The organism is Trinickia sp. LjRoot230 (assembly GCF_964253315.1).
Taxonomy (GTDB): domain Bacteria; phylum Pseudomonadota; class Gammaproteobacteria; order Burkholderiales; family Burkholderiaceae; genus Trinickia.
This window is the reverse complement of the sequence record NZ_CAXUQX020000001.1, coordinates 3,919,360-3,944,218: the sequence shown is the minus strand read 5'-3', so window position 1 is coordinate 3,944,218 and position 24,859 is coordinate 3,919,360. Positions and strand designations below refer to the sequence as shown.

At 62.9% G+C, this 24,859-nt stretch carries 18 protein-coding genes; 6 read left to right on the top strand and 12 right to left on the bottom strand.

Annotated features, from left to right (window positions below):
- Nucleotides 1–67: 67 nt before the first annotated feature.
- Nucleotides 68–994, top strand: a complete 927-nt coding sequence (locus tag ACSQ20_RS17990) for an alpha/beta fold hydrolase (protein ID WP_436022319.1) — start codon at nt 68–70, stop codon at nt 992–994.
- Between the two features lie 34 nt (nt 995–1,028).
- Here ACSQ20_RS17990 and ACSQ20_RS17985 read toward each other — a convergent pair whose 3' ends face one another.
- The gene (locus tag ACSQ20_RS17985) at nt 1,029–1,565 is read right to left on the bottom strand and encodes an Lrp/AsnC family transcriptional regulator (protein ID WP_436022317.1); all 537 of its coding nucleotides are present in this window, start codon (nt 1,563–1,565) and stop codon (nt 1,029–1,031) included.
- A gap of 144 nt (nt 1,566–1,709) precedes the next feature.
- Here ACSQ20_RS17985 and ACSQ20_RS17980 point away from each other — a divergent pair, with 144 nt between their 5' ends.
- Nucleotides 1,710–2,642: a DMT family transporter gene (locus ACSQ20_RS17980; protein ID WP_436022315.1), complete on the top strand. Its 933-nt coding sequence runs from the start codon at nt 1,710–1,712 to the stop codon at nt 2,640–2,642.
- Nucleotides 2,643–2,805: 163 nt separating this feature from the next.
- Here the strand turns inward: ACSQ20_RS17980 and ACSQ20_RS17975 are convergent, their stop codons facing one another.
- From ACSQ20_RS17975 to ACSQ20_RS17965, 3 genes are read right to left on the bottom strand one after another with little or no spacing between them, the layout of a single operon-like run.
- Nucleotides 2,806–3,366, bottom strand: coding sequence for a YbaK/EbsC family protein (locus tag ACSQ20_RS17975; protein WP_436022313.1), 561 nt, complete (start codon nt 3,364–3,366; stop codon nt 2,806–2,808).
- A gap of 40 nt (nt 3,367–3,406) precedes the next feature.
- Entirely contained in the window at nt 3,407–4,312 is a 906-nt protein-coding gene (locus ACSQ20_RS17970; RefSeq protein ID WP_436022311.1) for a hydroxymethylglutaryl-CoA lyase, read from the bottom strand.
- A gap of 57 nt (nt 4,313–4,369) precedes the next feature.
- Nucleotides 4,370–5,314: a 2-hydroxyacid dehydrogenase gene (locus tag ACSQ20_RS17965; RefSeq protein ID WP_436022309.1), complete on the bottom strand. Its 945-nt coding sequence runs from the start codon at nt 5,312–5,314 to the stop codon at nt 4,370–4,372.
- 211 nt (nt 5,315–5,525) lie between these two features.
- Here ACSQ20_RS17965 and ACSQ20_RS17960 point away from each other — a divergent pair, with 211 nt between their 5' ends.
- Nucleotides 5,526–5,945, top strand: a complete 420-nt coding sequence (locus ACSQ20_RS17960; protein ID WP_436022307.1) for a fascin domain-containing protein — start codon at nt 5,526–5,528, stop codon at nt 5,943–5,945.
- Between the two features lie 49 nt (nt 5,946–5,994).
- On the opposite strand, the gene bioB is transcribed toward ACSQ20_RS17960, so the two are convergent.
- From bioB to ACSQ20_RS17920, 8 genes are all read right to left on the bottom strand, one after another.
- Nucleotides 5,995–7,023, bottom strand: coding sequence for a biotin synthase BioB (gene bioB, locus ACSQ20_RS17955; RefSeq protein WP_436022305.1), 1,029 nt, complete (start codon nt 7,021–7,023; stop codon nt 5,995–5,997).
- A gap of 69 nt (nt 7,024–7,092) precedes the next feature.
- Nucleotides 7,093–7,812 carry a dethiobiotin synthase gene (gene bioD, locus ACSQ20_RS17950; protein ID WP_436022303.1) on the bottom strand — a complete coding sequence of 240 codons (720 nt, stop codon included), beginning with the start codon at nt 7,810–7,812 and terminating at the stop codon, nt 7,093–7,095.
- Entirely contained in the window at nt 7,809–8,996 is a 1,188-nt protein-coding gene (gene bioF, locus ACSQ20_RS17945) for an 8-amino-7-oxononanoate synthase (protein WP_436022301.1), read from the bottom strand. The genes bioD and bioF overlap by 4 nt, the downstream gene beginning before the upstream one ends.
- A complete protein-coding gene (gene bioA, locus ACSQ20_RS17940; RefSeq protein WP_436022299.1) occupies nt 8,996–10,360 on the bottom strand; it encodes an adenosylmethionine--8-amino-7-oxononanoate transaminase in 1,365 nt (454 codons plus the stop codon). Before bioA ends, bioF begins: the two co-directional genes overlap by 1 nt.
- A gap of 354 nt (nt 10,361–10,714) precedes the next feature.
- On the bottom strand, nt 10,715–12,055 hold the full coding sequence (locus tag ACSQ20_RS17935) for a dienelactone hydrolase family protein (protein WP_436022297.1): 1,341 nt from the start codon (nt 12,053–12,055) through the stop codon (nt 10,715–10,717).
- Between the two features lie 383 nt (nt 12,056–12,438).
- On the bottom strand, nt 12,439–12,894 hold the full coding sequence (locus tag ACSQ20_RS17930) for a YchJ family protein (RefSeq protein WP_436022295.1): 456 nt from the start codon (nt 12,892–12,894) through the stop codon (nt 12,439–12,441).
- Nucleotides 12,895–12,904: 10 nt separating this feature from the next.
- A complete protein-coding gene (locus ACSQ20_RS17925) occupies nt 12,905–14,035 on the bottom strand; it encodes an acyl-CoA dehydrogenase family protein (RefSeq protein WP_436022293.1) in 1,131 nt (376 codons plus the stop codon).
- Between the two features lie 37 nt (nt 14,036–14,072).
- Entirely contained in the window at nt 14,073–14,753 is a 681-nt protein-coding gene (locus tag ACSQ20_RS17920; protein ID WP_436022291.1) for an SDR family oxidoreductase, read from the bottom strand.
- A gap of 273 nt (nt 14,754–15,026) precedes the next feature.
- Here ACSQ20_RS17920 and ACSQ20_RS17915 point away from each other — a divergent pair, with 273 nt between their 5' ends.
- From ACSQ20_RS17915 to ACSQ20_RS17905, 3 genes are all read left to right on the top strand, one after another.
- On the top strand, nt 15,027–16,577 hold the full coding sequence (locus ACSQ20_RS17915; protein WP_436022289.1) for a ShlB/FhaC/HecB family hemolysin secretion/activation protein: 1,551 nt from the start codon (nt 15,027–15,029) through the stop codon (nt 16,575–16,577).
- A gap of 125 nt (nt 16,578–16,702) precedes the next feature.
- Nucleotides 16,703–17,206 (top strand): two-partner secretion domain-containing protein, encoded by a 504-nt coding sequence (locus tag ACSQ20_RS17910; RefSeq protein WP_436022287.1) that lies wholly within the window; start codon nt 16,703–16,705, stop codon nt 17,204–17,206.
- Nucleotides 17,137–24,858, top strand: coding sequence for a hemagglutinin repeat-containing protein (locus tag ACSQ20_RS17905; protein ID WP_436022285.1), 7,722 nt, complete (start codon nt 17,137–17,139; stop codon nt 24,856–24,858). The genes ACSQ20_RS17910 and ACSQ20_RS17905 overlap by 70 nt, the downstream gene beginning before the upstream one ends.
- The last annotated feature ends 1 nt before the right edge of the window (nt 24,859 follow it).

Below are 24,859 nucleotides of genomic sequence, written 5' to 3'. Positions count from 1 at the left end.
CGAGCGCGCATCGGCTGCGTCCGTAGAATGCGCGTTATCTACAACGACAAGAGGCAGGAGCGAACCGATGACATTCGCTGACTTTACTCCGTTTCATCTGACCACCGACGGCGTCGAGATCCACGGGCTCAAGGGCGGGCAGGGTGCGCCGCTGCTGTTGCTGCACGGGCATCCGCAGACGCATTTGATTTGGCATCGGTGCGTCGAACGGTTGGCTCGGCACTTCACGGTCATCGCGACCGATTTGCGCGGCTATGGCGCCTCGGGCAAGCCCGCGAGCGACGAGGCGCATACGCCATACTCGAAGCGCGTGATGGCTGCCGATCAACTGGCGGTCATGCGTCATTTTGGCTTCGAGCGTTTTCTGGTGTGTGCGCATGATCGCGGCGCGCGGGTTGCGCACCGCTTGGCGCTCGATCATCCGGATGCGGTCGAGCGGTTGATGCTGCTCGACATTGCCCCAACGCTTGCCATGTACGAAGGCACGACACGCGCCTTCGCGACGGCATACTTTCACTGGTTCTTTCTGATTCAACCGGCACCGCTGCCCGAAACGCTGATTGGAGCCGACCCGAAGGTGTATGTCGAAAGCGTGATGGGCTCGCGCCATGCGGGACTCGCGCCGTTTGCGCCCGAAGCGATCAAGGCATACGTGGATGCGTTGCGGCAGCCAGGCGCCGTGCGAGCGATGTGCGAGGACTATCGCGCATCGGCATCGATCGATCTCGAACACGACCGGGCGGACCTCGAACGTGGCCATCGCGTGGCTTGCCCGCTACGCGTGCTGTGGGGCGCGGAGGGGACGGTGGCCAAATGCTTCGATCCGCTCGCCGAGTGGCGGCGCGTGGCGCGCGACGTAAGTGGGCGCGCACTTGCCTGCGGTCACTATGTCCCGGAAGAAGCGCCCGATGAACTCATCGCGGAAATGATCGACTTTTTTGAGGCGGCGGAACCTGCGGAGCCGGTTGCGGTTGGGGGGCGGCGGGCGCGTTAAATTGCGGGGGGCGATGGGGCGCTGCGGTCGCGATTCAATCATCAGCGCGTCCCTTCGCCCTTTTCACCGCACGCACCGCAGCCTCCTCACCCACTTCCAGCGGTGGCAAGCGACGCTCGACGGGTGTCGCTTTGACGATGGCCGTGCTCGTCTCCGCTCGGTCCGTGACCTTCGACAGAATTTCGTCGAGCTCTTCAATCGAACGCAAATAGAGCCGGCAGATGAAACAATCATCGCCGGTCACCTTGTCGCATTCCACAAATTCGGGAATACGCCGGATCGCCTCTTCGACGAGATGAAGCTGCCCCGGCTGCGGCCTTACGCGCACGATGGCCTGCATCGTATAACCCAGCGCGCGCGGATCGATGGCGATGGTAAAGCGCCCGATCACACCTTGCGCCTCGAGCCGTCTGATCCGCTCGGTGGTGCTCGGGCCGGACAGCCCAATCTCGCGCGCCAAATCGGCCACTGCGGCGCGGCCATCTTCCGAGAGCAGGCGCAACAACTTCCGATCGATGTCATCGAGCGGGGCACCGCTCTTCGCCGCACCCTCAAAAAGGCGTTTCACCATTTTCCCCTTCGTTTCAAAGAAAGAATTGCATTTTCGCCAAAGTTTAGCCGTGTCGAAGCGCGTATGGAATCAGTAAACTCAATCCCATCGAAACACGAAACACAAAACACAAAACACAAAACACTTTCGTTGATTGGAGGACTTATGGCCATGCATGAAACTCGGCGCGGCGCGATCGAAATGACTACCGCCATGCTGATGTCGGGCACGATCGGCTGGCTTGTCGTGACATCGGGGCAATCGCCGCTCAATGTCGTATTCGTTCGCTGCGTGCTCGGTGCGATGACGCTCGCGCTGGTCTGCGCACGCTTCGGTCTGCTGCGACGCGACGTGTGGTCATGGCGCGTCGTCGGGCTCGCGGCGGCCGGTGGTGCTGCCATCGTCGCGAACTGGGTGCTGCTGTTCGCCGCTTATTCGCGCGCATCGATCTCCATGGCCACCGCAGCGTACAACACGCAGCCGTTCATGCTCGTCGCGCTGGGCGCACTCATTTTTCGCGAACGGGTGAGCGCATCGACGGCGCTCTGGCTCGTGCTGGCGTTCCTTGGGCTCGTGTTCGTCGTGAAAGTGGAGCCGAGTGTGCTGGCCGTGCCCGGTGAATACCTCGAAGGCATCGGCCTGTCGCTCGGCGCGGCATTTTGCTACGCGATTTCGTCCATCATCACGAAGCGCCTCAAGGGCACCACGCCGCATCTGATCGCGCTGATCCAGGTCACGCTCGGCGCGCTGATGCTGGCACCCTTCGTCGACTTCCACGCGTTGCCGACGACTGCAGGCCCCTGGGCCAACTTGGCCACGCTTGGCATCGTCAATACCGGGATCATGTATGTGCTGCTCTACGGTGCGATTCAGAAATTGCCGACCGCGATGACGGGCGCGCTGTCGTTCATCTACCCGGTGGTCGCGATTGCTGTTGATCGCTTCGCGTTCGGTCAAACGCTCGGATGGATTCAAGTGCTCGGCGCGGCATTGATTCTCATCGCGGCCGCCGGCGTGAATCTCGGCTGGCGCATCGTGCCGCAGCGGCGCGCCGCGGCACTGCCGAGCGAGGCGTCGGGCGCGTGCCAATCTGATTGAAAGCCGCTTGTCGAAAACTTGCAGGGAAATCACCGATGCGCCGAATCAATGTGCATCGGTATCATGTTTATGACGCTGATCACGTCGACAATTGTGCCGTTCGCCATTCGTGACGAGCGGCTTTCTTTTGTCTGCGCCACGCGAATCAGCGCTTGGAGACCCCTTAGCTTCGCAGCGCCACATCGGCTGTCGGCGCGCCCGTGAGCGCGAGCAGTTCGTTCGGCGACAAGTTGAACACCGCATGCGGATGGCCCGCAGCTGCCCATAAGCTGTCGAGTTGCAACAAGTCCTCGTCGATGAGCGTGACAGGCGCCGTCGCATGTCCGATCGGGCAGACGCCGCCAATCGCATAGCCCGTTTTCTCCCGCACAAATTTGGCGTCGGCGCGAGCGATCGCACCCACCTGCTGCGCGACCTTTTGTTCATCGACGCGGTTGGCGCCGCTCGCAACGACGAGCACCGGCACATCGTCATCGCGTCGGCGAAAGAGAATCGACTTCGCGATTTGCGCCACCGAGCAGCCGAGCCCGGCTGCCGCTTCGGCCGACGTCTTACCCGTTTGCGGCAGCATGACGACCGGTTTGTAATGGCCGCGCTCGCGCAACAGCAACGCGACGCGACGTGCCGACTCAGGCAATGCGGCAAGCGGCTCTAATGCGTTCGAGATGTCGGGCGTATCGTGCGTATCGGGCGTGCCGGCTGGCAGAATTCCTTCGTTGTCCATACCAAATTATTTAGGTCTTCTAACTAATTGGAGATGCACGTTACCGTGCCTTCGCCAGCAAGGCGCGACCGGCGCGCGAGGCGTTGGTCCGGCCAATCGAACTCGAAATGAATTCGCCGATCGCAACCACCTGCGCGAGGTCGATGCCGGTTTCGATGCCGAGCCCGTGCATCAGATAAAGCACGTCCTCAGTCGCGACGTTACCGGTCGCACCGACCGCATAGGGGCAGCCGCCAAGCCCCGCCACCGAGGCATGAAAAATCTCGATGCCTTCGAGCAGCGATGCGTAGATGTTGGCAACGGCCTGCCCGTAGGTGTCGTGGAAGTGCCCCGAGAGTCGCTCACGCGGAAACACCTTGGTGACGGCGGAAAATACTTCCCGCGTGTGCTTGGGCGTGCCCACACCGATGGTGTCGGCAATGTCGATTTCATCGCAGCCGAGATCGGCAAAGCGCTGCACGACGTCGACGACCGCCAGCACGGCCACGTCGCCCTGATAGGGGCAGCCGAGCGCGCACGAAACACTGCCGCGCAAGCGCAACCCGTTGTCCTTCGCCGCGCGGGCAACCGGCTCGAAGCGCGCGATGCTTTCGGCGATGCTGCAGTTGATGTTTTTTTGCGAGAACGCTTCGCTTGCTGCACCGAAGATGACGATCTCATCGGCGTGCGCCGCGAGTGCGCCTTCATACCCTTTTAAATTGGGCGTAAGCGCCGAGTAGATGGTCCCGGGCTTGCGCGCAATGCCTGCCATAACTTCGGCGCCGTCCGCCATCTGCGGCACCCATTTCGGCGAGACGAACGACGCTGTCTCGATGTTTTTGAAGCCGGCCCCCGAAAGACGATCGACAAGCTCGACCTTCACGGCCGTCGGAACGAATTCCTTTTCGTTTTGCAGGCCGTCGCGTGGGCCGACTTCGACGATCTTCACTGCGCGAGGCAAAGACATAGCGTGTCTCCGATGCGATTGCGATTTGGTTTGCGATTTTTGCTTGAGGAATGCTGATCAATATCCCCGTGCGACGTCAACGATGCCGCTGATCGGCTCTCCGCGTTCAAGTGCTCCAATTTTCTCCGCGATTTGCGCCACGGCGGGTTCGCACAACGTCAAAGCCGAGATATGCGGCGTAATCGTGATGCGCGGCTCGCGCCAGAAGCGATGCGTCGGCGGCAATGGCTCGCTGGCAAACACATCGAGCGTGGCGGCGGCGAGCTGGCCGTCTTGCAGCGCGACCAGCAAATCGTCTTCGACCAAGTGTACGCCGCGCGCGAGGTTCACCACATAGGCCCCGCGCGCGAGCCGCTCAAACGCTCGCCGATTCAGGATGCCGTCCGTATCCGGTGTGCTCGGGAGCAAATTCACGATGACTTTCGCGCCATCGAGGCAAGCGTCGAGCGCTTCTCCTGCGAACGTGTCGATACGATCGAGCATTTTCTTGCTGCGGCTGTAGCCGCGCACCGGCAGGCCAAACGAAGCGAGCGTCGCGGCCACCTGCGTACCGAGCACGCCAAGCCCGAGCACCGCGACGATGAAGGTGTCGTGCCGATGCGGCTCCAGCACGTGCCATTGCGGCACGGCGCTGCGCTGCGCGATTTCGTATTCGTCGAAGCGGCGCAGGTAGCGCAATACCGCGTACGTCGCGTACTCGTTCATTTGCGCCGCCATGCCGGTGTCCTCCAGCCTGACGACGGGTACATTGCGCGACAGCGTGCCGGGTGCCTCGCGTTCGAAACGTAGGATCGCGTCGACGCCGGCGCCCAGATTGAAAATGGCTTTGAGCCCCTCGCGCGCGCGAAGGACGTCGCGCTCGGGGCGCCAGACGACGGCGTAATCGGCAAAGGCCGTGTCGCCCGGTTCCCACGTGCGGACCTCGGCACCCGGGAGTGCCTGCGAGAGCGCATTGAGCCATCTGGCATCGCCCCCTTGGGGAGCGGCGAATAGAACTTTCATCGGGATTGGAGGATGCGGTGCGAGCGGCGATGGCAAGTGGCCACCATTTTACGTTTTTGTCTCGACCCTCGCAGTCCGAGATTTGGCGAATTATGCCGAATCGGGCGGCGCCGATGGTTTGCTTGCGTCTTCGCGTGCTCACCTTTCGTGCAATTCGGGCGGGTCAATTTGGCTGGCGCGCGAATTCTATTCTTTCAATGGAGTGATATTGATGCGTATCGAAACCACTTACCTGGTAGCAGACAACGGGCGCTTTGTGTGCGCCGATCCCGTATCGGGCTACTTATTCGCCGATAAAGAGCGTGCCGATGCGCTCTGCAAATTCGAGGCGACGTTCGACGATGCGGCGTCCACCGTCGCGTTCCGCAACCCGACAACAGGCAGGGGCTGGGTCAAGTTCGACGAGGATTGGGTGACGCCGGACTTGAATCATGTGGTCAGAGGGAGGATGGACGAAAGCGAGAACTTCAAGTTCAGTTTCGTCGACGAGACGAAAACCCTGGTCACCTTGCAAGACCGCAACGGCGATTACCTGTCGCGCAGCGTTTTTCGTGACGAGAATTATCTTATTGCCGACCAGACGGCGCATGGCGCGTCCTCGCAGTTCAGGTTCGTCCACATTACGCCCTGAAATTGCGAACGAAGCACGCGGGGCGCCGGCCCCGCTCTCGTTAGCAGTCCTAATCAAGCTGCGTGTTCGGCGCTGACGCCTGCGCCGCGCCTTGCGCGCGCATGCCGAGCCGTGCGAGCAACGCGCGGTCAGCGTCGGCCTGCGGATTGCCGGTGGTCAGCAGCACGTCGCCGTAGAAGATCGAGTTCGCGCCGGCCACGAAACACAGTGCCTGCAACGCCTCGTTCATCTGTTGCCGGCCCGCCGACAAGCGCACCATCGCACGCGGCATGGTGATGCGGGCAATCGCGATGGTGCGCACAAACTCGAACGGATCGATTGGCTCGGTGCCGGCGAGCGGCGTGCCTTCGACCTGCGCCAGATTGTTGATCGGCACCGATTCCGGATAGGGCTCCATATTCGCCAACTGCGCGATGAGGCCGGCTCGCTCGCGACGCGACTCGCCCATGCCGACAATGCCGCCGCAGCAGACGTTGATCCCCGCATGGCGCACGCGTTCGAGCGTATCGAGCCGGTCCTGATAAGTGCGCGTCGAGATGATCTGGCCGTAGAACTCGGGCGATGTATCGAGATTATGGTTGTAGTAGTCGAGACCTGCGTCGCGCAGCGCCTGCGCTTGATGATTTTCCAGCATGCCAAGCGTGACGCAGGTCTCGAGCCCCATCGCCTTCACGCCGCGAATCATGTCCTTGATCGGCTCGAGATGGCGGTCCTTCGGGCTGCGCCACGCCGCACCCATGCAAAAGCGCGTGGCGCCGTTGTCCTTCGCGACGCGTGCGGCGGCCAGCACGTTATCGACATCCATCAGCTTTTCGGCCTTGAGCCCGGTGTCGTAATGGGCCGATTGCGAGCAGTACTTGCAGTCTTCCTCGCACCCGCCCGTCTTGATGGACAGCAGCGTGGAAAGCTGCACAGTGTTGGCATCGAAATGCTCCCGATGCACCTGCTGGGCGCGAAACAGCAGATCGTTGAACGGCAGCTCGTAAAGCGCGACGATATCGGCGACGCGCCAGCGTGCGGCGGCGTCAGAGCGCGCGGCCGTTGCGATGGGCGTGGCTGCGCTTTGGGCTTGAGTCATGTCGTCAGTCCTCGTAGGCAATGAGCGGTAAGTAAGCAGTAAGCAGTAAGCGGTAATGGCAAAGCGTCGTCACCGCGTTTCGCGCAGCGTACGCAACAGCGTTGAGATGTCGAGCCGCGATGCGGCGCCTCGCGGTGAAGCGGGTGAAAACCGTGGCAGCGAGCCGAGTAGCGGCGCGTGATGTTCGCGGGCGAGCCGGCTTCGAACGGTGTCGATATTCTCTTCGGCAAAACGCATATCGGCTTCGATGCGGTTTGCCACCCAGCCGGCGATGACGAGCCCGCTTTTCGCAATCGCATCGGCTGTGAGCAGCGCGTGATTGATGCAGCCGAGACGCACGCCGACGACGAGCACCACTGGCAGCCCGAGCGCGTGCGCGAGGTCTGCAGTATCGCTCGTATCGTCGAGCGGCACACGAAAGCCGCCTACGCCTTCGACTACGACGATGTCGGCGCGTTGCATCGCTTTGCGATGGCAATCGACGATATGCGCGATATCGAGCGTGACGCCAACCTGCGCCGCGACGATATGCGGTGCCGCTGGTGCTTTGAGCAAATACGGGGTGCGTATCTCGGGCGGCAGCACCACGTTTGCCGCCGCGTCGAGCGCATCGGCGTCCTCGTTGTGCCATTGCCCGTCGCGTTCGAATGCGCCTGCCGCCACGGGCTTCATCGCGGCTGCGCGCAAGCCCGCGTCGGCGAAGCCGTGCAGCAACGCACACGACACGAAGGTCTTGCCGATCTCCGTATCGGTGCCCGTGACGAAGAGTGAACGTGCGGTTGTACTCATGGCCGCGCTGCTGCATCGATGCGCATAAGCGCCGCCTCGAGCCGGGCGAGATCGTCGAGCGTATGGCCGGCTGACAACGAAACCCGTACGCGCGAGGTGCCGACAGGCACCGTCGGTGGACGGATCGCGGGCACCCATAACCCTTCGGCATCGCAGCGGGCTGCCAACGCGAGCGTTGCTTCGTTATCGCCAATGATGAGCGGCTGAATCGCCGTATGGGAATCGATGGGCAGCCACTGTGACGCGCGCAACATCGCGCGCGTGCGCTCGATCAATACACCGAGATGAGCGCGCCGCGCATCGCCTTCGTCGCTCGCGATCAATGCGAGGCTGGCCGATGCTGCATGCGCGACGGCCGGGGGCGATGCCGTCGTGAAGATGTAGGGCCGTGCACGCTGCACGAGCCATTCGATGACAGTCTCGTGCGCGAGCGCGGCCGCACCGGCCACGCCTGCCGCCTTGCCAAGCGTACACAGGTAGACGAGATGCGGCGAGCGCAACCCAGCTTGCGCCAACACGCCGCGCCCCTGCGGGCCCAGTACGCCGAAGCCATGCGCATCGTCGACGATGAGCCACGCGCCATGTCGCTCTGCCAGTTCGAGCAACGCAGCCAATGGCGCGATATCGCCATCCATGCTGAATACGCCATCGGTCACGATAACTTTGACGCTGGCATCGGACGCATCGAGCATCGCCGCGAGCGCTTCGGCATCGCCGTGCGGATAGATTTGCACTTCGGCGCGGGCCAAGCGTGCGCCGTCGATCAGCGAGGCGTGATTGAGCGCATCGGAAAAGAGCGTCGTGCCGCGTCCCGCGAGGGCCGTCAGCACGGCGAGATTCGCCATATAGCCGGTACAAAAGCTGAGCGCCCGCGGCGCATCGACGAAGCCGCCGCACAACGCCGCCAGATCGTCTTCGAGTTGCGCGTGCGCGCGTGAGTGGCCACCCAGCAAATGCGAGCCGCCACTGCCGGCGCCGTACCGTTGCGCGCCTTCGGCGAGCGCCGCAGTCAGTGCCGGGTGCGCCGCGAGTCCGAGGTAGTCGTTGCTCGCGAATCCGATGATCGGGCGGCCGTCGACCGTCATGTGCGCTGCGCACGCGGTATCGGCGATACGGCGGCGCCGTGTGAGGCCACGCCGATCGAGATCCGCCAGCCCATCGCGAAGCGTATCGAGCAAAAACATCAACGGTCTCCGTCGGCGAGGGTGGCCTCTAACGTCTCGAGCGTGCGCGCAGCGAGCAGATCGATTGTTTCGGAGTCCAAAATATATGGCGGCATCAGATAGACCGTGGTGCCGATTGGGCGAAGCAACAGCTCGCGCGCAAGGGCCTGCGAGAAAAAGCGGCGAGAAAACGTGCGCGCGGCTTCCCCCTCGAGTGCAGCGTCGAAAGCGATGATCGTGCCGCATTGCCGCAGGTTGCGCACCGCGTCGTATTCATTGAGCGGCGCCAGTGCCGCAAAAAGCGCCGCCGACTTGTGATGGTTTTCGGCCAGCACGTTATCGCTTTCGAATATGTCGAGCGTGGCGAGCGCGGCGCGGCAAGCCAGCGGATTGCCCGTGTACGAATGCGAGTGCAAAAAGCCGCGCGTGGTATCGTCGTCGTAAAAAGCCGCGAAAATCGCGTCGCGCGACAGCACGATAGACAGCGGCAGATAACCGCCGCTGATGCCTTTCGAAAGACAAAGGAAATCAGGCCATATACCCGCTTGCTCGCACGCGAAGAAAGTCCCGGTGCGTCCGCAGCCTACTGCGATTTCATCGGCAATCAGGTGCACGCCGTAGCGGTTGCATAGCGAGCGCAGCCCCGACAGATACGACGCATCGTGCATCGCCATGCCGCTCGCGCATTGGACGAGCGGCTCGACGATCAGCGCCGCAATGCGCGGCGCGTGCGATTCGAACAATGTGCGCACGTCGTCGAGCGCGCGATTTGCCACGTCGGCTGCGGTTTCCCCGGCTCGCGCGCCGCGCGCGTCGGGCGAAACCACGACATGTGCACGGCGGATCAGCGGATCGTAGGCGTCCTTGAACAGTGCGACGTCGGTCACGCCCAGTGCGCCGATCGTTTCGCCGTGGTAACCGTTCGCCACGCAGACGAATTCGCGCTTCTCGCCATGTCCGGTGTTGCGCCAATAGTGAAAGCTCATTTTTAGCGCGATCTCGACGGCAGAGGCGCCGTCGGATGCGAAAAACGCATGGCCGAGCGTGCGCTGCGTCAGCGTCGAGAGCCGCTCGGCCAGTTCGACCGCCGCAGTGTGCGTGCAGCCCGCGAGCATCGCGTGTTCGAGCGTATCGAGCTGCGCGCGCAGCGCTTCGTTGATGCGGGGGTTGGCATGGCCGAACAAATTGACCCACCACGAGCTGATCGCATCGAGATAGCGGTGGCCGGCATGATCGAAGAGCCAGGCGCCTTGCCCTCGTGCGAGCGCGACGAGCGGCATGCGCTCGTGGTGCTTCATCTGCGTACACGGATGCCATACCGCACGCAGACTGCGTGCGACCCAGTCGCTATTCGCTTCGGCTTGAATGCGCACGTCTCTTTCCAATCGACACTCCAGATCTCGAAAACGCCTATACGTCTGTCGTTTTAGCGAATCAGCATCGCAACGCCAGATGACAAAAACGGACGTGAGAGTAACGCGTTCCGCGAGCCGATGCACGCATTCGACGCCCGCTCGAAAACGCGCGACTTGGCGCGCGTTCGGTGTAGCTCGCGACGCTTCGCATCAGATCGACAGCGTTAGGTGCCGTTGACGACGCCAGAGTGAGGCCGCCGGCTGAAAAAAACTGCTGGCGGGCGGGCTTTTGGGCTTATTTTGGGGACTTTGTTTCGACGAGCGGACACAGCTTCGCGGGGGGAAGCAGGGGAATCGAAAATCGAAACTCGAAACCAGAGACGGTCAGCGGCTTGCGATCGAGCGATTGGCACTCGCTGCAGCGACGGCGGTGGTGTCGCCGGCATCGGCATCGGCATTAGGCGCGTCGTTGGCCTGTGAGGCCTTGCTTGTTGACGACGATGCAGTCCGCGCGCCGTCGTTCCACACAACGGAATCGTTGAGCGCATAAAGGCCGCACGGCGTGCCGTGGTTTTCGCGCCGGCAGTTGGCGAGCGCGACGGAGACGGGGTCATCGCCGCCCTCGGCCCACGACCAGGCACCTGACGACGCAACCGCAAACGCGCGGCTCGGGAATTGGTGCAGGAACTTGCGATAGGCCGCGCGCCCGGCCGCATCGACGTACGGCACCGCATTGATCGAATCGACGGCGGCATAACCGCTCGGCTGCGGTGCGTTCGGGCTGTCGACGCGATATTGCGTGCGCGTCGGCATCCCGATGCGTGTGAGGAATGCGTCCACCGCCGGCCACCAGAGCGGCACGCCATCGCGATCGATCACGAGCCGATGCGCGTCGTTCTTGTACGAGCCGAAATCGACCATGCGTGCGTGAGCGCCATGTTCGACATAAGCCGAATACATCCGCGTGATCAGGTCGCCGGGCCAGATCGAATCGTTATCGCCATAGAGCCAGAGCGACGGCACCCGCGCTCGTTCGCCATAGGTTTCGAACGCGTGGGTGAGGTTTTCTTGCCAGCCCGAGCATGCGTCTTGGCGCAGGCCGCCCGAGAAGTTGAGCAGGCCGCGCACACCCGGTGCCGCCTCGACGCCGTAGGCGATCGTCGTCAAGCCGCCGTGCGACGTGCCGGCCACCACGACGTGCGCGGCGTCGACGTACGATTGCTTCGACATGTAGGCGATGGTTGCGGCCACGTCCTCAGCTTGCGCAGCGCCGTTTTTCTGGACGTCGCAGCCTTCCTGGCGATAGCTGCCGCCCGAATCGGCGAACCCTTCGCGGTTGGGCGCGACGACGATATAGCCGCGGCGCACAAACTCGCGCGCAAACGCGAGGGGGCGGCTGCGCGACTGCGCGCGTGTATCGCCGGCCATCTTGCCGTGATTGAAGACGACCATCGGGAACGGGCCGGGGCCGTCGGGCTTGAAGATTGTGGTCTCGAGTGTGATCGAGCCCACAGTGTCGACGGGGATCCGTACGATACGCTCATTCAGGTCAGAAGCGAGGTGCGGCAGGTTGTCGTCGCCGAACTCGAGTCGTGCGACATTGGCGGAAGAAAGCGGCCCAGGGCTGATCGAGGCGAGCGTGGCGTCTTGCGCCGGTGCGCCTGCGTGGGCGCCCATCCATGCGTACGCGCACAACCCTGAAATCAAAAAATTCTTCCAACTCATGCACGTACCTGCTCTGAAATTCGACAGCGTCCCCGACGAGGGTCATTCTTTCTTGTCCGCCCAGCGAATACCCCGATTTGCAGTATCCGTGGTGCCTGCCGATTGCAGTTGGTCAAAAAGAAGGCAACAACGGCTGCAATTCGCCCCATGGGCTGATCGACGCGGGCCGATAGTCTGAGAGGCAGGGAAAACGCGGGGGTGCGGCGCACGACTGGCATGGGAATGGATAGGAGTCCTATCTATTGCCCGGGAAGCGCTCGGCAATCGTCTGAACGATATGTGCCGCAAATGAGGCTCATGCTAGCCGGACAGAAGTCGCTTGTGCAATGCAGGCGAACCCCATCTTGCGGGCGCAAACGTTTGAGAGCAGGTGGTACGCGTAGTCAACGCTCGCTTAAATCGCCATCGATATACCGCCAGCGCCCGTCTTCGCTGCGAATGAAGCGGCTCGTCTCGTGCAGGCGGTGCCCGCGTGCGCCTTGTTTGAATCGTGCGACGAATTCGACGATGGCATGACTATCATCGATTGTCTCGAACCGTTTAATTAGGAGTCCTATCCAGCGGGGGGCGTCGGGTGCGCTACGGTCGATGTCGAGATCGGGCGGACAGCTCGACGCATCCCATGTCGCACGCAGGTACTCGGTGTCGCCGAGCACGTAAGCGGTGTAGCGCGAACGCATCAGTTCGAGCGCACGCGGTGCAAATGCGGTACCGGCGAGATAAGGGCCGCAGCAAGCGCAGAACGCAGGCGGTTTGGCCCCGGAGGGCAAGCCGGGTGCCGCGCCGCCGCAGGGGCATGGCGCGGAGGGTGTAGGCAGGGATTTGGATGCGGCCGCCATATTGTCTGTTTTAAGCGAGCGCTCGTGCGATCAGGATCTTCTGAATATCGCTTGTCCCCTCATAAATCTGGCAGACGCGCACATCGCGATAAATCCGCTCGACCGGGAAATCGCTGACATAGCCGTAGCCGCCGAACGCTTGGAGCGCCGCCGAGCAGATGCGCTCGGCCGCTTCGGAGGCGAACAGCTTCGCCATGGCGGCTTCGGTCAGGCAGGGCAGGCCTGCGTCCTTCATCGAAGCCGCGTGCCATACGAGTTGGCGCGCGGCTTCGAGCTGCGTTGCCATCTCGGCGAAGCGGAATTGCACCGCCTGGTGCGAAAAGATTAGTTGTCCGAAGCTTTCGCGCTCCTTGGCATAGGCGAGCGCCGCTTCGAATGCCGCGCGTGCCATGCCGACGCTTTGTGCCGCGATGCCGATGCGTCCGCCTTCGAGCCCTGAAAGCGCGATGCGATAGCCTTCGCCTTGCGCGCCGATGCGATTGGCCGCGCTCACACGGCAATTGTCGAAGACGATTTGGGCGGTGTCGGAAGAATGCTGACCGAGCTTGTCCTCGATGCGTGCAACGATGTAGCCGGGCGTATCGGTCGGCACGATGAACGCGCTGATGCCGCGCTTGCCGGCAGATTTGTCGGTGACGGCCAGCACGATCGCCACCTGGCCGTTCTTGCCGCTGGTAATGAACTGCTTCACGCCATTGATGACGTAGCTGTCGCCGTCCTGTACCGCGCTCGTGCGCAGTGCCGAGGCGTCTGAACCTGCCTGCGGTTCGGTCAGGCAAAACGCCCCGAGCATGTCGCCGCGTGCGAGCGGTGCGAGCCACTCGTGTTTTTGCGTTTCACTGCCGTAGGCGAGCAAGATGCTGCATACAGGGCAGTTGTTGACCGAAATCGCCGTCGATGTACCGCCGTCGCCGGCTGCGATCTCTTCGAGAATGACGGCTAGCGCAAGCGCGTCGAGCCCCGCACCGCCATACTCGTGCGGCACCAGCACGCCATATGCGCCGAGTTCGGCCAGTTGACGATGCACGTCCTTTGGAAACGTCCGCTCGCGGTCCCAGCGGGCCGCATTGGGCGCAATGGCCTCGCGTACGAAGGTGCGCACCGCATCGCGAATCATCTGGTGATCCTGATCGAGCACCATGTTGTGTGTCTCCCTGAGCGGAAATGGGGCGGGCAGTTCACCAGTCGATGGCGGTGCCGTCGTATTGGATGAAGCGCCCGTTAAACGAGGTACGCGCGGCGCCTGCCTGCGCGATGACCTCGCGCATGCCCGCCACGCTGCGTTCCGGCTCGATCGCCGCTTGCGCGCCGCCCATGTCTGTGCGCACCCAGCCAGGATGGAGCGCGATGCAGCTTGCGCGGCGCGTCTGCAACGATGCAACGTGCAGCGCGCAATTGAGCGCCGCTTTGCTCGTGCGATACAGCCAGCCCGTTGTGCCCGTGGCCTCGCCGATGCTGCCCATGCGGCTCGACAGCACCGCGAGCACGCCTTCGACGGACTCGACGAGCGGTAACAAGCTCGGCATGAGCAGCATCGGGCCGCGTACGTTCGTCATCATCACGTAGTCGAAATCGGCGGCCGAAAATGCTTCGACACCTTCGGTTGGTGGGCCGTACACGCCGGCTACGACAACGGCCACATGCAGCCGTTCGCCGGCGAGCCGTTGAGCGAGCGCGTTGATTTCATCGGGCTCGGTAATGTCGAGCGACATCGGCTCAGCGCCGAACGCCGTTTCGAGTTCATCGAGCGCTTCGTCAGTGCGCGCGGTGGCAATTACACGCCAGCCTGCTTCACGGTATTGGCGCACGAACTCGTGGCCGAGGCCACGTGACGCGCCTACGATCAATGCGGTTCTCATGGGATTGTCTCCGCGAGTTGCGGTGTGCTGCTTAACCGGGTTAACGATCACAGTTTCGGCATCAATGCGCAAGCGATTGATGAGGGTCCGGCGAGGCTATTCGTCCCATATCAATCGTTATTCAGTCCGAATTTTATCGGACGACTTCGAGTGCTTGAGGCGAGCGGCGTGTAATGCGGCGGTTATACGCATTTACCGCATTTACCGATTACGCCGCCAATGATGCAACGCCGACACCTGGCAGCTTGGATTGGGCTGCTGGGGAGCATGTTGATGTTGTCTCGCGCCGCACCAGCCGCACCGTCTTTACCGCCTACACCGGGGCCGCAGATTCAACGTCTGCAAGAAGAGCAACTCGAAGCCATCGAGGCGCTCAACGCGCGCCCAGACGTATTGACACCCGCCGAGCCGTCCTCGACGGCAGCGGACCTCGCACATTTGCCGGTTGAACCCACTTGCTTTGCGGTAAATCGGCTGGTCTTGCACGACAACCCATTCGGGTGGCTTGGCCGCAAGCTGCAGCCGGTGGTAGGTCAATGTGTCGGTAAAACGGCGCTCACGCAGATATTGGACGTGGCGAACGGCGCGCTGATCGAACGCGGCTATATCAGCTCGCGTGTGCTGATGCCGGTTCAATCAATGGAATCGGGCACGCTCGCGTTGCAGGTCGTGGCCGGCCGGGTGGGGGAGCTCAAGTCGCCGGTGCCGGGCATCGGCTGGCTGCGCGCGGCATTGCCGACGTCTCACCCTGCGCTGCTCAATCAGCGCGATATCGATCAGGGCCTGGAGAATTTGCGTCGATTGCACTCGCAAGCCGATGCGATGTTCGAGCTTGCGCCGAGCCTATCGCCCGATGAATCGGACATCGTCCTGCGCCCTGGCACCGGCAAGCGGTGGCAGGCGGTGGTCGGTGTCGATAACGCCGGGCTCGACTCGACAGGCAAGTACCAGCTCTCGAGCGCGTTCACGTTCGATTCGCCGCTGCATCTGTACGACCAACTGCAGGTTATTGGTGCAACCAACGCGAACTTCGGCACGCGCGATCAGGGCAATCGCTCGGTGGCGGCGAACTACAGCGTGCCGCTCGGCTATGCGCTGCTCTCGTTGAGCGCCAGCCGCTCGCGCTACAAGCAAACGGTGGCGGGCTTCGACGCCCCGATCGAATACAGCGGCACGCAATCGCAACTGCAAGCGGGGCTCTCAGGCGTCATCTATCGCAGCGCGCGAGCGCGCACGGAGGTGCGTGCCGATATTTTCCACAAACTCAGTCATAACGCGATCGATGGTGTGGACCTGCCGGTGCAGCATCGCGACGTGATCGGCTATGAGCTCGAGGTGTCGCACCGCCACTATCTCGGCAACGCGCTACTCGATGGCTCGCTTGGCTGGCGTGCGTCGCTGCCGAGTCTCTCGCGCAACCCCGGAACGGTGATCGGCGCGCCTGAGTTTAGCGGCGCGACGCAAATCGAACTCGCGAGCGTGAGCGCGCAAGCGCCGTTCACGTTGGGCGGACAGGCGCTGTCGTATCGGTTCAGCTGGAACGCGCAGCATGCGCGCACGCCGCTCACACCATCCGACTACTTCACGATCGGCACACGCTACGCGGTGCGCGGCTTCGATCAGCAACGGACGCTGGCGGCGCAAAGCGGTTGGGCGCTTTCCAACGAAATCGATTGGTTCGTCCCGACGGCCATCGGGACGCAGGCGCTTTATGTCGGGGTCGATGCGGGGCGGCGACGGAATTTCTCTCGGGCAGGGCACTCGTTGGCGCGGTGCTGGGCATGCGCGGCAATTTATCGACAAAGCGTTCTCCGGCATCGCTGAGCTATGACGTCTCGCTGGGTTGGCCGGTTTCGATGCCCGATCACTTCCAACGCCGTTCGCCCACGTTGCTCGTTCAGCTGAGCACGTTGTTCTAAGCGCGAGAGGAAATGATGAAATCGGGGAGATTGAGACTAACAACGCGTGTTGGATTCGCCGTCCTGTGCGCATTCATTGCTCAGCCGTTCGCTGTCCACGCGCAGATCACGTTGCCGATCACGCCTGATCGCCGCGGGCCGACGCATCCGGTCATCGGTGTGTCAGCCAACGGTGTGCCGCTGATCAACATCACGGCGCCCAATCGCGCGGGCGTGTCGCTGAACAACTTCACGCAGTACAACGTAGGCACGAACGGCGCGGTGATCGTCAATAGCGCTCGGCCGAGCGCGTCGCAACTGGCGGGCGCGGTGCAAGGCAATCCGTTTTTGGGCAACCAATCGGCGCGCGTGATTATTAATCAGGTGACGTCCGGCCACGCCACGCGCTTGCTCGGCCCCACCGAAATCGCTGGCCACCGGGCCAACCTCGTCATCGCGAATCCGGTCGGCATCACCTGCGCGGGGTGCGGTTTTATCAATACGCCGCGCGTGTCGCTGTCCACTGGGTTGCCGACGGCTCGCTCGCGGGCTTGAATGTCACGCAAGGCCACATCGATATCATCGGCGCCGGGCTCGATGCGCGCGGCAGTGCGTTGGATCTGATCTCGCGCGCGATGACGATCAACGCGCAACTGTGGGCCGATTGGGCCGACGCGGTGGCCGGTGCCAACCAGGTCGACTACGGTACGAACGCGGCGCACCCGCAGGCGGGCGTCGGCCCCGCGCCTTACTTTGCGATCGACGCCAAAGCGCTCGGCAGCATGTACGCCAACGGTGTGCGGCTGATTGGCACCGAGGCGGGTTTGGGGGTGCGCGAGGTCGGCGGGATTACCTCATTGACGGGCGAGATCCACCTGTCGGCGAATGGCGAGATCACGATCGAGCCGCGCGCACGCCTGCAATCGGCAGCGGGTACGCGTATCGAGGGCAAGGTCGTTACGAATCGGGGCGAGATCGTCAGCGCGCAGGCGGCGACGCTGAGCGCCTCGGCGACGCTCGCGAATGAGGGCGTGATTGCGGCGGCGGGGGACGTCACCTTGGAGGCAGCGGTGCTTCGCAACAGCGCGCAGGTATGGGCCGGTGTGGATAGCAGCGGCGTGCCGAGTGCGCCGGGTGCGGTGAAGCTTGCCGCGTCGGAGGTGGTGAACCGCGGGCTGATCGCGGCGGGCGGCGGCATCGACGTGGTGGCGCGCGAGCGGATGTCCAACGTCGGCGGCACGCTGCTGGCGAACCACGCGACGATCGACGCGGCGCGCCTGGACAATACCGATGGGCGAATCGGCACGGCGGGCCAGCTTACGATCGAGGTGGCGCGCGATATCTCGAATGCGGGCGGGTTGATCGAGGGCGGCAAGCGGCTGAGGCTCGAAAGCGAGACGCTTTCGAATACGGGCGGTGGGCAGGTAAGAAGCGTGGCGGGCGATTTACGCATCCAGGCGCGCGAGGACGTGAATAACACGGACGGCACAATGTCGGCAGCGGGCCGCTTGACGCTCGACGCGCGGGTCCTGCGTAACGGACGGGGAGCGATCGGCGGGGGCGAGGCAAAGGTGGTGGCCGACTCGATCGAGAACGACGCGGGCAAGATCGTGGCGGCTGGGGCGTTGGAGGTGGATGCGAGGGGCGCGGCGTCCAATGCCAATGGCGTGATCGTCGGCGCAAGCAGCTTGATATTCACGGCTGGACGGCTGTCGAGCAATGATCACGGTCAAATCGGCACCATTGCTGGGGATGGATCGTTTGAGGTCGCGCGGGAGATCGATAACTCGAATGGCCGCTTCGGTGTGGGCGGTGAGCTGACGTTGCGCGCGGACGCACTTGAGAATGGCGCGGGCACGATCACGTCAGGTGCGGCCGATATCGGGGTCATCGGCGAACTGACGAATCGCGGCGGCACCATCGCCACGACGCGCGACACCGAACTCACAGCGGGCGCGTTGCGTAATGAGCACGGCACGATCGGTTCGGTCGAAGGGGGACTGTCGATTACGACCGATGGCGCGACTAATAACACCGAGGGCAAGCTGCTGGCGCACAAGGATCTTTCGCTGAAAAATGCGGAGTTGATCAATCGCGCGGGGCTCATCGATGCGAATAGCGCCAAGGTCGAAAGCGCGGGGACATTCAACAATACAGATGGGCGCGTCAACGCGGGCCAGCAGCTCGATGTTTCGTCAGGCGTGCTCAATAACGACGGGACGCTTGAGTCGGCTGGTGACGCCACAGTTTCCACGCGCGGCGATTTCAACAACACCGGGACCGTGTCGGCAGCGGGCAACCTGCGCGCGACAACCGAAGGCGCGCACGAGAACAGCGGAACGCTATCGGCCGGCAACAGGCTTTCAGTGTCGGGTGCCACCGTCAACAATAAGGCCAGTGGCGAGATGATCGGCACCGTGCAGACGAACGTCAAAGCGATCGAAACCGTTGCCAATGAGGGAGTGATCGATGGCGGCGCGACCCAAGTTACGGCCAACAAAACGGTGCGCAACGTTGGGCGCCTCTATGGAGATGCCGTTTCGATTGGCGCGCAAACCGTCGTCAACGCACAGAACGAACAAGGTGTCGGCGGCGTAATCGCTTCGCGCGGCGATGCCGACATCGGCGCGCAATCGATCTCGAACGAGCAGCATGCGCTCGTGCACGCGAGCGGCGATATGCGCATCGGCCGTGCGCTCGATGCCGACGCGCGTGCTATGGGCACCGCCGAGACCGTCACTAATATCGGTGGCCAGCTCGATGCGGGAGGAGACGCCAACATCGACGCGGACCGCGTCGATAACCTGAATGCGGACTTTAGAACGGCTAAGGAAACGACCGATTCGGGCCGCAAGATCTGGCATCAACTCTCGGGCTCGACCGAGCAGATCGATCCGTCGACCGTTCACTTGTACCACCGCAACAATCACGAGATCACCGAGGGCGCGAACTATCGATGGCTCGGCTCGGACGATCATAAAGTGTTGCTGCTGCCGTCCAAGGCGTATCCGGCGGCGACGTTCGGGCCGCATACCGTGAACGGGGTGGCGGGCGCGATTGATCCGGTGTTTTCGGAGTCCTATTGGGACAACATGAGCGGCTGGAATATGCCGCCGAAGTACCGCGTATTCGGGGATAACGGCATTTGGCGGACGTTTGGCATTGAAGCGCCGGCAGCGATGCCGGATATCGAGCAGCGAGATGGGCGCGGCCGGTCACTGCCGCCGTTGACAGGCAGTGCCGCCATTACAACTTGCTTTGCATCGACCGCCCCCGATTGCGCGCCGGTGATCAACTGGATGCGAGCGAGCGGCAGTGCCTACACCGCATTGAACCGTGCCATTTGGAAATACAACGACGACGTTCGCCGCCATATGGTATCGGATTGGACCATCTACGATGTTCAGATGCGCTCGTCGAAGGACGTGGTTGTCGCGACGCAGCCGGGCAAGATCACCGCGGGCGGCAATATTCATATCAACGCGAAAGACGGCAGCAACGACAAGAGCCAGATCGTCGCGGGCGGCACCGCGTATTTAGGCGGCATGCGGGACAACCAGCGTGCGGTGGGCGAACAAACGTTCACGGCGGAGGGGCACGCGATTTATACGCGGGTCGCCTCGGGTGGACGATTTAGCGGGGACGAGCGCAAGAACGACTACACGCCGTATCGGCCGGCCGTGCCCGCGCGTGAGATCGAGCTGCCGGTGGCCACGCCCAATGCGGCACGCGCCGCTCCGATCAAGCAGGTCGTGGCCCGGACGCCCGATGTGCCCACCTTCACTTCGACCGTCTCCACCCGCGGCCTGGACCCGGCGCTCGTCACTGCAGTGCGCGCCAACGCCGGGGACGCGGTGATTCGCACCGTGAGCCCGAACGTCCAACTGCCAAGCCACGCGCTGTATCGCGTCACGCCCGATGCGGGCAGTCCGTTTCTTATCCAAACCGATCCGCGCTTCACACGCGGCAAGGCGGAGGTATCGAGCGACACGATGTTAGCGGCGCTCAGGACCGACCCGGCGAGCGTCACCAAGCGCATCGGCGACGGCTTTTACGAGCAGCAACTGGTGTTGCAGCAAGTCATGCGTACGACCGGACAGTATTTCGTGGGCGATTACACCGATAAGCAGCGGCAGTATCAGGCGCTGCTGGCCAATGGGGTGCAAGCGGCCAAGCGGTTCGATCTGAACGTCGGCACCGCACTCACCGAAGCGCAAATGGCAGCGTTGACCACCGATATGGTCTGGCTCGTCAATCAGTCGGTGAAGCTGCCGGATGGAACCGAGCAAACGGTGTTGGCCCCGCAGGTGTACTTGCGTGCCCGCGCGGCTGATGTAACGGGCGAGGGTGCCGTCATTGCCGGCAAACGGGTTCGCATCGACGCGGCGGGTTCGTATCGGAATTCAGGCACGATCGCGGGCCGAACGGTCACGGTCATCACCGCCGACTCGATTACGAACCGCGGCATGGTCGAGGCCGACACCGTGCTCATCGGTGCAAAACGTGACTTCGCGAATCTCGGTGGGGTGATTCAGGGCAATGCGGTGGCGCTCGCGGCGGGCCACGATGTGAATCTGACGAGTACGACGCGCTCGGCCGAGGCCGACAGCGGCACAGCCACGGGCGTTGATCGCCTATCGACGATTAACGTGGGCACCCTGCAAGTGCAAGCGGGGCACGATGTGAACGCCCGTGCCGCAGTGATGACCACGACGGGGGAGGCGCAAATCGTGGCCGGCAACGACATCAAGCTGCTTGCCGCACGTGAAAGCAGCGAGGAGGCGATCCGATGGAGCGAGAAGAACCGCGCGGAGCATTCCGCCTCGGTGGATGTGGGCACGCGCATCGCATCGGGCGCGGGTCTGACGATGCAGGCGGGACGCGATGTCAACGCGGTTGCAGCCTATGCCAGCGCGCAAGGCGAGATCGACGTGCATGCCGGGCGCGACGTGAAACTCGATGCGGGCGAACGGAGCGCGAGCGCGCTGGATGAGCATTACCACAAGGAAAGCGGATTCCTGTCGTCGAAGAAGACACACACGCTCGATTCGAGCGCGCACACCGAAGCGATTGGCACGACGCTCTCGGGCGATCGCGTCACGGTGACGGCAAGCAATGACCTCCGCACGCAAGCGGCGACGATTGCGGCAACCGATGACGCCACGCTGGCCGCAGGACATGACCTCTTGATTGGAACGGCCGAGACCTCAGCACGTGAATACCATTTCAAGGACGTTACGCGAAGTGGCCTGGGCGCGGCCGGCGCCGGCATTTCTTACGGGCGCAGTCAAACGACCGACACGAGCCGCGACACCGTGCGCGGCGCGCAGGGCAGTCTAGTGGGTAGCACGGACGCCGGTGTGAGGATGCAGGCGGGCAATCGCCTGCAGATCACGGGCTCGGACGTCATAGCGGGCGAGAGCATAGCCGGCATCGCCCGCGAGGTGAGCATTGAGGCGTCGAGCACACAGCGCCATCATGACGAGACGCACGAGATGAAGAGTGCGGGCATCTCGCTGGCGGTCAAGACGCCGGGGACCGATGCGCTGCAAAACGTCAACCAGCAGGCGCAGGCGGCAAGCGACAGCCAAGATGGCCGTGCGGCGGCCTTGCGCGCTATTGCGGTCGCTGGTGGCGCGATGGAGGCATTGATTGCCACGGAGGACATGGTCAATGCAATCAAGGACCTTGAGCGCCGGCCGGAAGCGAAAGTGGAACTGAGTGTGGGCGCGTCGCGTAGCAAGATGACCTTTACCGAAGACAGCACGCAGCACACGGGCAGCCATATTCGTGCGGGCGAGACCGCGGCATTCGTCGCGACAGGCGACGCGGCATCCGAGAGCGGCAACGTCACGATCGCAGGCTCGGACATCGATGCACGCGCGGTCTTACTGCAAGCGAACAATCGCATTGACTTGCTGAGCAGCGTCGACACGAATCGCACGCGCAGCACGAGCGAATCGAAGAGCGCGAGCGTGGGGGTGTCGTATGGGGTGGATGGGGTGGGTGTATCAGGCTCGGTGTCGTACGCGCGAGGCGACGCGAATGCCGACGCAAGCAGCCACAACAATACGCACATCAACGCAAGCGATCGGGCCACGCTGGTCAGCGGGGGCGACACGAACGTGGTGGGCGCAAACGTGAATGCGAACCGTATCCTGGCGGACATTGAGGGCGACATGAACATCGCTTCGATGCAGGACACGAGCCGCAGTGCGGCGCATCAATACGGCGGGGGCGGCGGTTTTAGCGCAAGCATGGGCGGCGTGAGCGGCAGCTTTAGCGCCACCGCTGGTCAAGCGCGCGGCAACTATGCGGGTGTGAACGAGCAGTCGGGCCTCCAAGCCGGTGAGGGCGGGTTTGACGTGACGGTAAAGGGCAATACCGATTTGAAAGGCGGGTATCTGGCGAGTACGGCGAGCGCGCCGGACAATCGCTTGAGCACGGGCACGCTGAGCTGGAGCGACGTCATGAACCACTCGAGCTATCGTGCAACGAGCGTGGGGGGCGCGCAAGGGGGAACGACAGGTAACGGGGGCAATAACTACGCGACGCACGGTGCGAGCTCGGGCACGAACACGGGCGGTGTGTCGCCGATGCTGGTGCAACACGACAGTGGCAGTCAAAGCGCGCTGACGCGCAGTGCGGTGGAAGCGGGTTCGATCACGATCACCGATGAAGCGAATCAGTCGCAAGACGTGGCGATGCTCAATCGCGATACCGGCGCATTGAGTGGCACGGTGGCGCGCACGCCGGACTTGCAAAGCAAGCTGAACCGGCAGGCGGAGGTGATGACAGCGGTGCAGGAAGCGGGCGAAGTGGTGGCCAAGCAGATCGGGCGATATGCGAATGGCAAGCGCGAGGCGGCGTTGGAGGAGATGAAGCAGGCCCAGGCGCGGGGCGACGCGAAGCTTGCGGCGCACTACGAAGCGCAGGCCGAGCGTTGGAGTGAAGGCGGCCAGGGTCGCGCGCTGATGCAGGCGGCGGGGTCGGCGGTGACGGTGGGGCTTGGTGGCGGCAATGCGGTGGGCGCGGCGGCGGGAGCCGGGGTGGCTTCGCTGGCCGGCGGCAAGTTAGACGAGCTTGCTGAGCAAATCAGGTCATCAAAGCTCACGGGTAACACCGATGTCGACGAAGCATTGGCCAATATCGTGGCGAATAGCCTCGCGACGGTGCTGGGCGTGGCAGTAGGCGGCAATGCGGGTGCTGTGGGTGCGTATAACGTGGATCGGTTCAATCGGCAGTTGCATCCGGATGAAAAGAAGTGGATCGGCGAGAAAGAAGCGGCGTATGCGAAGAAGTACGGTTTGACGCTTGAACGGGCACGCGAAGAATTGACAACGCAGGCGCACCTGCAAGTGCAGAATGGTTCGCCTGGGCGGTGGAATCAGCGTGCATCTGAGTTCTTAGGCCAGGCGCATGGGATGTTGCCTGCGGATGGCAACAGCGGGCCTGGGTACATGTTCTATGCGACGCCGGAGCAGAGGGCAAATCCAAACATATATGCCGGGTTTTCCGCGAACGGCGAGGGGTTGAATCAACCCGCACCGGTTGATATCGCCAATTCGGTCGAACGTCAGAATGCGTATCGCGTTCTCTATGAGAAGGGGACGTGGGGTGCGGCAGCGGGCGCAGCGACAGTCGCAATCGCTGGCCCTGTTGCGATGATTCCTGGCGCGCCGATCTTGAGCACGAACGGCGTACTTGGTGCGAGTACATGGGCTTCGCCTGCGGGGACCGGCGCGATTAGCGCAACGATCAACGCGGGTGCGCAGTACGTACAGAATGGGACGATCAATCCGGTGGACGTCGGCGGTGCGTTTGTGACGGGCTCGGTGGGATCGAGAGGCGGGTTGTTGTGGAATATGTGGGTGAATGCCACCGGCGGCGCTGCAACGACGGCGTTAAACAACAAGTTGTTGGGAAAGAATGACAGCGTCGTGGGTGCTGGCATCAACAGTGGGCTGTTCAGCGCAGCTGGTTACGGTATCGGAAAGGTGGGAGATTCGTGGATTACCGATACTCTTAGACCGGGCATCAACGCCCAGAATTGGTCGAACCCTGGCATGTGGTCGAGTAGTGGATGGAATCTTCTCAGGCCAAATACGACGGGAGTCGTTGTCGGTACCACTGCGGGAGGTATCGGACAAGAAATCACGGGCTCCGCTGCCCAAAATCTCCCTGGATTCCGCGAGCAGAAGAAATGAC

Coding starts and splice junctions, on each gene's coding strand:
- ACSQ20_RS17990 (WP_436022319.1), top strand. CDS start 68: ATGACATTCGCTGACTTTACTCCGTTTCATCTGACCACCGACGGCGTC.
- ACSQ20_RS17985 (WP_436022317.1), bottom strand. CDS start 1,565: ATGGTGAAACGCCTTTTTGAGGGTGCGGCGAAGAGCGGTGCCCCGCTC.
- ACSQ20_RS17980 (WP_436022315.1), top strand. CDS start 1,710: ATGGCCATGCATGAAACTCGGCGCGGCGCGATCGAAATGACTACCGCC.
- ACSQ20_RS17975 (WP_436022313.1), bottom strand. CDS start 3,366: ATGGACAACGAAGGAATTCTGCCAGCCGGCACGCCCGATACGCACGAT.
- ACSQ20_RS17970 (WP_436022311.1), bottom strand. CDS start 4,312: ATGTCTTTGCCTCGCGCAGTGAAGATCGTCGAAGTCGGCCCACGCGAC.
- ACSQ20_RS17965 (WP_436022309.1), bottom strand. CDS start 5,314: ATGAAAGTTCTATTCGCCGCTCCCCAAGGGGGCGATGCCAGATGGCTC.
- ACSQ20_RS17960 (WP_436022307.1), top strand. CDS start 5,526: ATGCGTATCGAAACCACTTACCTGGTAGCAGACAACGGGCGCTTTGTG.
- bioB (WP_436022305.1), bottom strand. CDS start 7,023: ATGACTCAAGCCCAAAGCGCAGCCACGCCCATCGCAACGGCCGCGCGC.
- bioD (WP_436022303.1), bottom strand. CDS start 7,812: ATGAGTACAACCGCACGTTCACTCTTCGTCACGGGCACCGATACGGAG.
- bioF (WP_436022301.1), bottom strand. CDS start 8,996: ATGTTTTTGCTCGATACGCTTCGCGATGGGCTGGCGGATCTCGATCGG.
- ACSQ20_RS17935 (WP_436022297.1), bottom strand. CDS start 12,055: ATGAGTTGGAAGAATTTTTTGATTTCAGGGTTGTGCGCGTACGCATGG.
- ACSQ20_RS17930 (WP_436022295.1), bottom strand. CDS start 12,894: ATGGCGGCCGCATCCAAATCCCTGCCTACACCCTCCGCGCCATGCCCC.
- ACSQ20_RS17925 (WP_436022293.1), bottom strand. CDS start 14,035: ATGGTGCTCGATCAGGATCACCAGATGATTCGCGATGCGGTGCGCACC.
- ACSQ20_RS17920 (WP_436022291.1), bottom strand. CDS start 14,753: ATGAGAACCGCATTGATCGTAGGCGCGTCACGTGGCCTCGGCCACGAG.
- ACSQ20_RS17915 (WP_436022289.1), top strand. CDS start 15,027: ATGTTGTCTCGCGCCGCACCAGCCGCACCGTCTTTACCGCCTACACCG.